This window comes from Pilosibacter fragilis, assembly GCF_032490495.1.
Classification (GTDB): domain Bacteria; phylum Bacillota; class Clostridia; order Lachnospirales; family Lachnospiraceae; genus Pilosibacter; species Pilosibacter fragilis.
The window spans coordinates 311991-325452 of record NZ_JAVYJB010000003.1 but is presented as its reverse complement, the minus strand read 5'-3'; the positions used below and the strand labels follow the sequence as shown (position 1 = coordinate 325452).

The 13462-nt window shown below is 47.6% G+C and carries 3 protein-coding genes; 2 read left to right on the top strand and 1 reads right to left on the bottom strand.

Annotation, left to right across the window (positions count from 1 at the left end; genetic code table 11):
• The first annotated feature begins 75 nt into the window (after positions 1–75).
• Positions 76–6903, top strand: coding sequence for a YDG domain-containing protein (locus ABCW45_RS03980; RefSeq protein WP_343220327.1), 6828 nt, complete (start codon positions 76–78; stop codon positions 6901–6903).
• Between the two features lie 316 nt (positions 6904–7219).
• Positions 7220–11299: a hypothetical protein gene (locus ABCW45_RS03975; RefSeq protein ID WP_343220326.1), complete on the top strand. Its 4080-nt coding sequence runs from the start codon at positions 7220–7222 to the stop codon at positions 11297–11299.
• 233 nt (positions 11300–11532) lie between these two features.
• On the opposite strand, the gene ABCW45_RS03970 is transcribed toward ABCW45_RS03975, so the two are convergent.
• The gene (locus tag ABCW45_RS03970; protein WP_343220325.1) at positions 11533–13461 is read right to left on the bottom strand and encodes a sensor histidine kinase; all 1929 of its coding nucleotides are present in this window, start codon (positions 13459–13461) and stop codon (positions 11533–11535) included.
• Position 13462: the final 1 nt, after the last annotated feature.

Genomic DNA, 13462 nt, shown 5'->3' with positions numbered 1-13462 from the left:
ATCACAGTCGAGAAGACTCCCGCCTCTTTCGGGTGGTGAGTAATAGCAAATTTGTCTCAGTGGGAGGAAAATGGTATGAGAAAAAAATCAAAACGAATTTTAGCAGCTGCATTGTCAGCTATATTAATATGGAATACATGTGAATGGCAGCCGCAGGCATTGGCGGCCGGTTCGCTGCAGCGGATCGGGGCTGAAACGGGAGCAGATGATACTGCGGAAACAGCAGAAAAAGAAGCTGCATTAAAAAAATCTGCATTAAAAGCCTCTCCGTCGGATGCTTCTCCGTCGAATGCGGAAGTAAAAGATAACCGTGGCGAGTCAGGTACAAACAAAGCAGAAGCAGGGGCAAACGGAGCAATAACAGGAACCGAGGCCGGAATAAACGGAGCACCAAACGGAACAGCAACAGGAGCAAAGATAGAAGCGTTTCTGGGGCTGGATGAGGCTATTGCGGTACAGAAGCTCTCTCTGGGTGCCAAAGAAAGCGATATCATCCTTCCGGATACTCTGGAGGTTCGGATGAAGCAGGAAACCTCAGAGGATGCTCAAAAAGCAGAAGGCGAACAGCAGATAGATGCGAAAGCTGACACCGAAAAAGAAAGTGCAGAAACGGAAGCAGATGAGGATATCAGCAGGATTTCCGGCGTGACCTGGAAGCTGGATATTGGTGAAAGCGACTACCCGGAATTTCACGGTGGGATCTCCCCGCAGGAATATTTTGAAGAATTTAACGAGGACGGAGAGCCTATCGAAACCTCCGATAAGACTTGGAATGGCTATTATGAGGCGAATCAGGACTACAACGGCTGTGCCTATGTCTACACACCGGTTCTGCCGGAGGAATATTCACTGGGAGAGGAGGCAGAGCTTCCGGAAATCTGCGTTCTCGTAGGAGAGATGCAGCTGATGACTCTGGCAAGTGGAGAGCATAAGCTGAATAATAGCCCTCTGCTCATTAATAGCGGTAATGTAAATCAGCTTAATGGAATAACCATAATCGGTTCCTATTGCCCTACCACGCGGCCGGATAATTCTCAAGACATCAAGGGCGGTATCACAATTGATAATGTTACGGTCGATCTGACGATTAAAGATGTAACGATCCAATCTGATGGAGCCAGTGGATGGAATCTGGCCGGTATTTACTTGAAAGGCAATGCCCAGCTGAATCTGACCTTAGAAGGAACCAATACACTTGTGGGACTGGATGAAGGAGCCGGAATTGAGGTGGAAAAAGATGCAACACTGGTTATTACGGAGAATAGTACCGGAAGACTGAAGGCAGTGGGAGGTGCCTATGGAGCTGCCGGTATCGGAGGAAGTGCCGGATCAACAGGTTACGAAGGCAGAAAACTTGAGACAGGAACGATTATAATCAAGGGCGGAACTATCGAAGCTGAAGGTGGAGCTTATTGGGTTTCCTATTCGAGGGATTATCATGGAGGAGCCGGAATCGGAACCGGTCGGTATGGAATCGGCGGAACCATTGAAATACTGGGTGGAACGATAACCGCAGAAGGAGGAAAGCAGACAGGAGCCGGAATCGGAGGCGGAATGGGTGGAAGTGTAGACACGATCGTGATCGGCGGGGCGGAGGGCAAAGCTCCCAATATAACCGTATCTTCTTATAATGATGGCAAATCAGGATACCTGGGAGCTGCCATCGGCAGCGGATGGAATGGAGTGACTGATTTAAAATTATCCTGTGGCGATATCCGGATATTAAGTGGATCTGTGAAGGTAACGGGTGGAAATATTGGTTATGGAGTGTTAAAGCCTCTTGATGGAAATGGCATGGAAGGCGGCAGTATCACTATTTCCGAGAAGGTGCAGCTGAAGCTGCCGCTTGAAAGCAAAATTGAGCCCCGGGGAGAATGTACCTACGGGAAGAAAACATTCCGGATTGCCGCTTATGATAACCAGCTACCAGAAGGAACCTATCAGGCGGACATATTCCTGTATCGGGGAAATGATACAGGAAAAGCCTCTCCGGTTTATCAGACAAAGGCAGAAATGACCGTCTCCGGATTCAGGGGAACGATATCGGATATAACCCAGTGGATAGGCTATTCCGGGAATATGCAGATGGTTGTAGCGCTGAAGTCTTCCGGTGGCGGGACAGTTAAGACGATGGAGGGAGCAGTTGTTCTAAACAAAGGAATGGATGAAACCATCTCCGTCACGCTTGGAGAAACCGCCTACCAGAAGACAATGGATCTGACTATCCATGATGGCCGGTTGAGAGATGGTAAGAAATATACACTGACAGCTCAAATCGGGGTAGAAGCAAGCGAAGGCGGCACTGCACCGGATGTAGTAACCTATTCATCTCAAAAAGCTTCCGGTTATCAGATAAAGACTGGTAATGTCAGCTGGTATACGCCTCTGTCCGGAGAGGTTCCGGTATCGGTTCAGATACAGGAAGAAGGAGGGGAAGGAGAAAATACAAATAGCTTTACAGTAACAGGATCCCTCTCGATGGAGTCAAAGGAGGAAACGAATCTTTCCCTTACCATCGGAGAACCTCTGTATCCTGTCCGGTTCCACTTCTATTCATCCAAGGTGCGGGCGGCAGAGAATGTATCCCTGACAGCCGGACGGCAGGATGGAGCTGCTCCAGAAACTCCGGTGGAATTAAGGCAGGACAAAGGCCAGTTTGCCTTTGACGGGAAGCTGACAATCGATGCAGAAGCAGGCAATCATGCACATGCTCTGGCATATCTTCCGGCCGGAAATTACCGGTTTGTGATAAATACAGGCATCACAGAATTAGGCAGCTCCGGCGGAAGATTTATTCTGGACAGCGAAACGGTAAAGGCAGCGGCTGCAGGAACGGATATCATCGTATTAAATGCGGCAGAGGCACTGGAGGGAGAGCTGGATCTTTCCCTTGGAGATATATCTTTTTACGTGGATAATGGTCAGTTGGCGATTTCCTATTCTAAAAAAGCAGCCGATTCTGATCAGGTGGTTAGTGAGAAGTTAATAGACCAGTCCTATGATAAATGCTATCGGATCACTTCATCTGGGAATAATGTGGAGAATTATCATCTCTCTGTGAATACTCCAGCCTCCATGGAACTAAAGCTCGTATTAAAGAACCTTACGATTACACCGGCAAAGGCTATCGCACCGATTCAGATAAACGGAGCGTCCCAGGTGATCACCTATCTGGAAGGGAAAAACAAGATTTCGATTAATACATCAGAGAATTCTTCTTCATCTGCCGGCATCAGCGTGGCAAAAGGTGCGAAGCTTACGATTGACAGTGAACCGGAACAGCAGGGCTCCATAGAGGTGCTCAATAACACAAAGGTAAGCAAGACGGGTGCAGCAATTGGAGGAAATGTAGGACAGGATACAGGAATCATTCACATCAAGGGGGGAACTGTAATTGCAAAAATGACGGATTACAATCCTAGGGGAGCTGCCATCGGTGCTTCGGCAGGAAAAAGTGTAGAAGAAATACGGATTAGCGGAGGAGTTGTAACTGCAGAAGGTAGTTGGGGTGCCGGAATCGGAACAGGAAGTGCTGATAGCCAGGAAAGAACCGGTAAAATCGTGATAGAAGGCGGAACGGTGAATGCAAGCTCGGAGAACGGTGCCGGAATTGGAAGTGGTATTGGATATGCCCGTAGTAAACCGGCGATAACTGCCGAGATTGAGATTCATGGCGGAATGATTACAGCCTATTCTGAACGGGGAGCCTGCATCGGAAGTGGTTTGGATAGTTCGTCGAAGGTGCTGATTGACGGTGGTACCATATGTCTGGATAAAAAAACGACAGGGTATAGGAAAGTAGCACATATTGGGATGGGAGAAAGTAGTAATACACAGGTACAAACTGATGTGACGATTACGGGTGGAACGATCTGTTTGAAGGAGGCGGATGGATATATACCGCGACCGATCATTTATGGTTGGGAAAAGACTGCAGATGGAGCATGGCAGAAGAATACACCAAAAAATGCGAAGGGTAACCCGGTTTATTACACCACAGCGGATCTGACCGGTATCTATGAGAATAATACACTGGTTGAAAAAGCAGGTATTGAAGGAAGCTCCTACGGCTTTAAGGATGTCCGGACAGATTCCAGCGGAAAGCTCTATATGTACCTTCCGGCTTCGGAGGCAGTGAAAGCCTCCTTTGGCGGTGTGGAATTTACCGGAAAGGTTGAGGCAGGCAAGGATGAGAATGTATTAGAGCGTGAACAGACTTCTATTGATTATCAACGGGAAGTCCTGAAAAATACGGCTCTGTATGAGCTCGAATATGCACAATCCAGGGATTCTGAATTTTGGACAAAGATCCCGGCAGGTGACGAGGCGTCTCTGACGGAAATTCTGGACAATCAGCCGGTGAGTGCGACAGAGATTACTTTGTATGTGCGAAAAGCAGCTACAGGTTCCACAGCAGGAGGTTCCGCAGCAGGCGAAGCAGCCGCAATAACGATTCCGGTAAGACCGGCAAAACCGGATAAGATAACAAAGGTAACGAAAACCAGCTACTCTATCAAAATTGTCGAGCTGATTGATGCCAAGTATGAGTATGGAATTGCTGAATCTGAGTCGGGTGCGCTTCAATGGCAGATGGAGAGGACGTTTACGTCACCGAAGCCGACTAACACCTATTATATAACCCGTCGTGTGAAAGCAACAGACAGCAGCTTTGCATCGAAGCCGGCTGATCGCTTGTCGGTGACAACACCGGATACATTACTGATCGACGGTCCCGCCGGCAAAGTATCCTTTGAAACGAAAGGAACCTATGGGCAGACTCTTGCGGAGATTCCGGTACAGCTGGCAGCGGGATTTCAGGTTGTTAATTATAGCAGATCACCGGTTTCTGGAACATGGAGCTTCAGTAAGGATCAGAAAGGAACGCTCGCTTCATCCATTTATCCGGAGGTAAAGGGAACAACTGCATATCAGGTAGAATTTATCCCGGATGGAGCGTCAGAAGGGCAGTATGGAGAAACTTTGACCCAAAGTGTGATTCCGGAGATATCTCCGATAGAGTTGCAGGCAGTTGTTAAGACACCCATTGAAAAGTCCTATGACGGAAGTACCGATATCACATTAAAGGCGACGGTAGAGATAGGAACTCCGGGTCAGATGTATACCATCAGTGGCCTGAAAGGAAGCTTTGCAGATGCCAATGCCGGAACCGGTAAGACGATAACCGTTGATTCCTCAGAGGCAAGGGTTGAGACGGGCGAGAGTGCAGTGAATCTGCAGAATTACCTTATCACATATCCAGCCCAGACCGGAACGATCCATCAGATACAGGGTTCGGTTTCGATCGATCCGCAAACATGGACCGGAGAAAAAACCTATGGAGACGACAGCTTTCCACTGACAGGTGTGAAGAGAGTGGGAGATGGAGTTCTGAACTATACAAGCTCTGATGAAAATGTTCTCACCGTGGACGCACAGGGACAGGTGACCATTAAAGGTACCGGTTCTGCAGATGTAAGCATCACCATGGCAGAGGGAACGAATTACCTTGGCGCAAGCACACCGGTAAAGGGAAGGATAACCATTGAAAAAGGGACACTCACCCTTACCTTAACCGCTGTGAACCGGAATACCGGAGCGCAGCAGTCGGAAGGGATTCTCGGAACCTACGAGGATGATTTTGATATCATTGCAGGTATTCAGGGAGCGTATGGTGACAGACTGCAGGGTAAGATCCGCTTCTATGATAATGGAAATCAGGTTCCGGATACGATCCCTGTAGGGGAAACTGGAACTGCGGTTCTCAACCTGACGAAGCCGGGAGTCGCATCCGTAGGAACGCACCGGATGACAGCCGAGTTTGATTTTGACACTTATGATGAGTGGGCGGCCAAATACGACACGCCTGCTCCGGCTGCGTATACCTTCGCGATCGGAAAGGTGGCTGCACCGCAGATCACCTGGCCGACGGCAGCGTCGGTGAAGGCGGGAAGTCCTCTGAGTGGCTCTGTCTTATCAGGAGGAAGCACCGAATACGGAAGCTTTGCCTGGAAGAATCCGGCCTTAACGGCACAGGCGGGCACCCATAGCTACGAGGTGGTATTTACACCGAATGAATGGGCATCCGCTCGTTATGAGATCGCAGCGATGACCGGTATGGCAGAAGTGACAGCAACGGAAGAAAAGCCGGGCGAAACAGGCAAACCGGGCGAAACGGAAAAGCCGGGAGAAACGGAAAAACCGGGTGAAACGGAAAAGCCGGGAGAAACGGAAAAACCGGGTGAAACGGAAAAGCCGGGTGAAACGGAAAAGCCGGGCGAAACAGGAAAGCCGGGTGAAGCAGGCAAGCCGGGAGAAACGGGAAAACCAGGCGAAACAGGCAAGCCGAATGAATCGAACAGAACGGATGATTCAGATGCTTCGGATGAGCCGGAAATACCAAGTCGCAACAACCCGTCCTCCGGTAAGGATAAAACCTTCGGCAGCGGTGCAGTCAGCCACGATTCAGTCAAAGGAACGATCGACAGTATAACAGGAATTATCACAGGAGAAACAAACAGCTTTGCCAATGACGGAAAGAGCCATTGGATGCTGAATGAGCATGGCTGGTGGTTACGCTTTGCAGATAATACCTATCCGAAGGGCATTGTACGTGATTCCGGTGATATTTCGCATAGCTGGGAGCAGATCAACGGAAATTGGTGGGCCTTTGATGAAGCTGGCTATGCCAAGACAGGCTGGTTAAGAGATGAAGATTACAGCGGGTGGTTCTATATGGACCTGGAACGCGGCATGCAGACCGGCTGGGTGCTTCTCGATGGAGCATGGTACTATTTTAACCCGAATTCCGATGGAAAGAGAGGGATTATGTACGCCGGACAAAGGACACCGGATGGATACTATGTAGATAAAAACGGTGTCTGGGACGGAAGAAGCAAGCAGTAAAGCGAGTTTCAAGCCGAACCTCCGTGAGACTTGGCGCGTGATTCTGGTCATCGAAGCTGACATGCTTCTATCAGAATCACTGCGCATCTTCGCGGAGAGATGCTCTTGCACTAAGTATAGAATAATCCGGAATGGATCCGCAGGCTTTGGGAATACTTCCGGATTTCTATTTATTTTTTTCGTGCCAAAAAACAACAATTCGTGTGCATTTGCTTGACAAGTTGCTCTGATTATTAAATAATGAAAGTAGAGCAATAGGCTGACTATATGAGCGTATATTAAGTATGAAAAGAAATCAGAAAGGGGCGTTGTGTTAATGAAAAATACACGAAAAGCAGCGGCGGTCTGGCTGGCCATGTCGTTGGCAATATCGACAGCTTTTGGGAATACAGCATGGGGAGAGATTCGGCCGGATACAGGGAATAACCGGTGTGTCCATGTGCATACGGCAGAGTGCTACAAAGATGCAGACGAAACAGCAACTCCATCCCAGATCGGAAAGGAGCCTACGGAATGTACCCACATTTGTAGCGTAGAAAGTGGCTGTATACGGGATACAGAGAAGGAAAATAATGAGAATGCCGACACGTTGGATGCTGTTGCTTCCAATACAGGCAAGAATGATTCTAAGAAAGAGCAAGCTGGAGAAAAAGCCGCAGACCGGAAGGATTCTTCTGGTAATACAGATGAAAATAAAAACTTAAACGATGTGCCTGCTCAGAACGGGGCAGCACTTTCTGTTAGCACGCCATCCAATGCGGAAGATACCACAACCACAGGTGGAACCGTCACACCGGTTTCACAGACGAAGATCTTGTCATGGTCATGGTTTGATCCGGAGGAAAATCTGCTTGATGGCAGACTGGAGCTCACCGGAATCACTGAGGAAGCGCAGCCATCCTTTACAGAGATCATCGAGTATTTACCAACGGCCATTATTGCTCAGGTAGGAGAAGGTGAAGACAGGGAAGAAAAGAATCTGCTGATCACCAACTGGAGCTGCCCGGAGTATGTGCAGGACGAAGAAGGCCGCTGGCCACTGGAAGGCACCTATGAGTTTAAAGCAGAGCTGCCGGGGGGGTATGAGCTGGCAGAGGGCGTGGATGCGCTGGTGGTGGAAGTGTCCGTGGTGGGAGACCAGGCAGCGGTGACGGCAGAAACGCCGTTAATGACAGTAGTGAAGGATGGAACTGAAAAATCTATTTATTGGAGGGAAAATAACTATTCAGTTTCGGATAATGAACTAGCGAATATGGGAATCCGTCTTAGTTACGCAAATGAATGTCATTATTTAACTTTGAAAAATGTAAACATGAATAGTTTATATTTGGGTAATTGGTCAAACTGGGTCATTACGTTAGAAGGGACAAATACCTTAGATGTAACAACTTTAAGAGCTAACGGCTCTTATGCGCTCATGATCACTGAAGGAACGACAGTAACGATTAAAGGGAATGGTACTTTAAATGCGCGTGGAAGGAATACGGGATCTGGTATCAATCTTGGAGGAACTTTAATCATTGAGAGTGGCACTATTAATGCAAGTGCATCAAAGTCACTTGGAGAGGAGGATGATGGAAAAACATCGGGAATTCTGATTGGGTCGACAGGAACGTTACTGGTTAAGGGTGGAGATATTACTGCAAGCGGAACCAAGGCTGGGGGAAAGATTAGGTATGGCATGTATGTAAAAGGCCGGTTTAGCATGACTGGTGGTGAGATGAAAGTAATTGGAAACGATTGTCAGGGATTGTATACAAGCGGCTATTTTGAATTATCCGGAGGCGATATGGCCGTTTCTTCAGAAGCTGGTCTCTTAGGGTTTGTTGCTAATGGAAATTCTACAGTGATTAATGCTCCAGGAACGTTAACGGTGGATATTCTTGATATTGCTCCTGGAAAAACGGTGACGGTAAAGGAGAACGCAACTCTGACTGTGGATGGAGTAAAGCTTGAAAAAGGAAGTACGCTGATAAATAATGGAAATTTAACTGTAAATCGGGAAGTGGATGATCGGGACGGTGGAACATTAGAAAACAATGGCACAATTAGTGGAAATGGACGTATACCAGATTCTGCAAAGCAGGAACCGACAAAAATAGCAGATTTTGAAGAGAATATACGTGATGTATATAGCGAAAACACATCGATCAATGTTCAAAAGCTTGCAAACATTCAGAAACCGGCTAAAGCCGGAAATCTGCAATATGAACTTGTTGAATATACAGGAAGTGAATCTAAGGGTGAAGGAACGATTGACGAGTCAACAGGTCTGCTGACGGTAAAAAAGGCTGGTGTTTTTAAAATTAAGGTTAAGACACTGGCAAGTGGAATTTATCAAGAAGGTACTCCGGTTGAGATAACATTGACTGTTGATAAAGCAGATTTTCCTAATACATGGACAGTGAATGTAGATGCTGTTAGTGGTGTATATAATGGCACTGAGGGATATCCGGCAGCTACAATTACATCGACTCGTATACCAAAGGATGCGGAGTATAAATATCAACTGGCCGCAACATCGAAAAGTAGTAATTTACCAGATCAGTGGCAGTCAGAGTGCCCTAAGATTGTAAATGTAAATGAGTCTGGCCAGTATGTATTTGTAAAGGTGATAACAGATAATTATAAGTCGAAAGTATTTTGTTCCAATAATACAACGCATATTACTCAGCGAAGTTTTACGGAAAGCGTAGAAGTAGCGATTGATTCAAGTGTTTATAATAATAAACCACAGAATCCGAAGATTAAGGTGCTTGAAAATTGGAAAGGCACATTAGGAAGTGAATTAACAGAAGGTATTGATTATGAAATTTCTTTTTGGAAAAAGGAAGATAATAATCAATCAGTTACAAAATTAGAGGACGCTGGAACGTATATCGTTTATCTGTTGGGAAAGGGAAATTACGATGGTTCCCTGAAAACGGCTGCTTTTACAATCAACAAGTGTAAATTAAAAGCACAGATAACAGGAGATTCCTTCGATAAAGTCTATGATGGGACTACGGATATTACAGAGGAGCAGGGGCTGGCAATTCAGCTTTGCGACGACAATCATAAAACTCCTGAGCTTCAGGATGTTCGTGCAGACCAGATTGATTGGGCGTATCAGAGTGCAGATGTTGGAGAGCACGATATAGATGCGACGATCAGCTCGTTAGCAGGTGATCAGGCAAAGAATTATGAGCTGACAGAACAGACGATATCACAGAAAGGAACGATCAAGCCACGTGATTTCGCGTCCATGACCGTATCCGCAGCCCCGCTTACCTACAACGGTACCGAGCAGCAGCCGAAGATCAATGCTTCTGTGGAAACCGGTCTTGAAAATGTTAGCCCGGATGCGGTATTTACCTACTCGAAGGACGGTGTCGATTACCAGAGTGAGATCCCGGGCTTTACAGAGGCGGGAACGTATCTGGTATATGTGAAAGCATCTATGGCGAATTTCAATGACGAAACGAAAACAGTTGCTGTGACTGTGCAGAAAGCAGCTGCTCCAACCGTATCTGCTATGTCAGAATCATACAGCTACAAAGAGACTGGCGAGAGACAGGTGGCATTGCCAGGATTTCCGGAGAACTGCGGAACCATTGGGAGTATCACGGCGCAGATCATTTCCGATGAGGGACAGATCTTAGATAGTGCGGCAGTGGATGGCATGAATCTGGTACTTCGTCTGAAAGGCAGTTCTAAAAACATGGTTGGCAAGACTGCCCAGGTTGTCGTGAAGGTGGAGACTAAGAATTACGAGGATATTCAGATTCCTGTGATCGTGACTCTGACTGCAGATTCGTCTGACAGTAACTCCAACAACAACTCTGGAAATAATTCCGGCAACAATGGCTCCAATAATGGTAATTCCAATGGCAGCTCCAGTTCAGACGGGGACAGCTCCGATTATGATGATCCGAATGAAAGTAGTGTTAAAGTAACCCCGGATCCGTCCAACAAGGTTACGAAAGACAGTCAGAAGGGCTACAGGAATGTGGAACAGGGCGTCATCACCGGCACAGCCAATCAGACCGTGAACGATGGCTACAGCCATTGGATGAAAGACGCCAAAGGCTGGTGGCTCCGCTTTAGTGACGGTACATGGCCAATGGCCGATCGTACTGGTGCATATCACTGGGAGCATATCAACGGAAAATGGTGGGCCTTTAATGAAACGGGTTATGCTAAGACAGGCTGGTTAAGGGATGAGGATTACGGCGGCTGGTTCTATATGGATCTGGAACACGGCATGCAGACCGGCTGGGTGCTTCTCGATGGAGCCTGGTACTATTTTAACCCGAGTTCCGATGGAAAGAGAGGGATTATGTATGCCGGACAAAGGACACCGGATGGATACTATGTAGATAAAAACGGTGTCTGGGACGGAAGAAGCAAGCAGTAAAGCGAGTTTCAAGCCGAACCTCCGTCAGACTTGGCGCGTGATTCTGGTCAGAGAAGCTGACATATTCCTGCCAGAATCACTGCGCAGGAAAAAATCTGCTAAAATTAAGCTTGTCAAGCGTTTCGGTGAACGCTATAATAAAAAGCATTAATCGGCATCGGAAACAGAAAAGCAATTGAATTGAAAGGATTCGATTGCTTTTTTTAATTTGGCATCCCCATCCCATAATAAATTTATATTACACATTGACTTTTTGAGATAAAGGGACATTCTATTGTGATCCCGACAAGGAACGTTTCTTCCCCGGGTACGAGATCAAGGTCACCGCCATGGTTTTCAAGGATCCTTCGGACAGAGGAAAGCCCGATTCCATGATCTGCAGATGTGCCCTTTCGTGAGCGGAATGTTTTTTCCTCCGGAAGGATCAGACCATCGTATGTGTTTTCAATCTTTAAAAAGTACATATTGCCTCGAATCTCACCTACAACCAAAATGCGGCGTTTCCCTTTCGTTTGGCGGCTGCAGGCTTCTACTGCATTGTCTAAAAGATTGCCCAGCACCGTACACAGCTCCACGTCAGTAAGCGGCATCGGATCGGGAAGATCGAGCCGCACCTGAAATTCTGTCCCTTGTGTCTGCGCCATGCCGTAGTAGTATTCGATCAGGGCATTGACAACAGGATTTTTGCAGAATGCAACATGGGAGTAGGCTAAAGATGCGGCAACCTGTTCCTCTACCTGTAACAGGAAGTCACAGATCTCCGTCTGTCCATGCTCCGAGGCCATGCGGTCTATGGCACGCAGATGATGTTTGATGTCATGGATCAGCCTCCGGTTTTCCGCTGCGGCCTCAGAAAGCTGACGGCTGTATTCGGTCTGCATAGAAAGCTGACGGATGACCTGCTTACGCTCCTCCTGAAAGATCAGGCTGTTTCCGTATCCTTCCACCACATCGTGCCAGAGAGAGTAACCGATCGCTGCTGCGATAAAGAGGCTGCCCCACTCCACAAACCACCCGCCGATGACCGGCTCATATACCGGCAGAAGCCGATCCCATATAAGGGCGCAGGTGGCGGCGGCTGTGGCATAGAAGATCGGTCTGCGTCGCTTTTCTCCCCGGTGGATGGCAAGAATGGATATGATAAGAAGATAGAGTGCCGATGCCGCTTTATAGCAAAAGACGGCTGCCGAGAAGAAACGAATGGCTCCAAGGGAAAGGCGGGAAGCCATCATACCATATCCCAGTGCATATATAAGGAAGGCAGCGCCTGCTCCGTTACTGATGGCGGAAAGAAGGAAGCCCGGGCGGCAGATCCGGTTTTGCAGAATTATGATCAGCAAGGTGACCAGATAGATACAGAACAGCTCGAGCGTATACCAGGGGAAGACAGGAAGTGCCATCAGCATGTGGAGTGCAGGATAAGAGGACAGACCACACATAGCAAGGCAGATAAGTCCAAACAGAAAGGCATTTTTCTGTTTCATCTGGTGACTGAAGTAAAAAGACAGCAGGGCACAGACGAAGGTAACAGTGCAGCTGAACAGGCAGAATGCAAACCGGATCCCCCGGGAGGTATTTACTGCCAGCATCGTCCCAAAAGCAGGCGGATAAACGATCCCGCCATAAAAGTGGTCATAGTTGCTGACCGCTATGGTGAGTGTGACCGGCTTTCCTCCATAAAAAGTGACCATTCGGTTTTGAACCAAAGGGATCCTTTGCTCCGGATCTCCCAGCTGCAGGATCCGGTCATGGTCGAGATAAAGGGTATAGGAAGAAAATACTTCCGGGAGTTCAATGGCATACGCCTCTTTCCGTTCCGGCAAAAAGAAGGTCATCCGGTAAGTTCCGCAGCCGTAGGGAGAAGAATCTGCCGGACTGGAAAAATTGCTCATCTCGCCAATGGAAAGATAGCGCATATAGTGGTCGGAATCCTGTATTTCTTCCGGAGTCAAAAGAGCATCCGGATAAAATTCCCAGCCGGATACCAGAAATCGTACCGGTGACTTTTTCAGATCATTCTCGGAGAGAGCCAAAATGCCGTTTGCCGCCTGGATCGTATTCTGACTATATTTATTATCGAAATGATACAATCCAAGAAAAAACAGGGATGAACACAGGCAGACGATACATAAGGCAGCATATTTTCTTATAACAGAAGACATC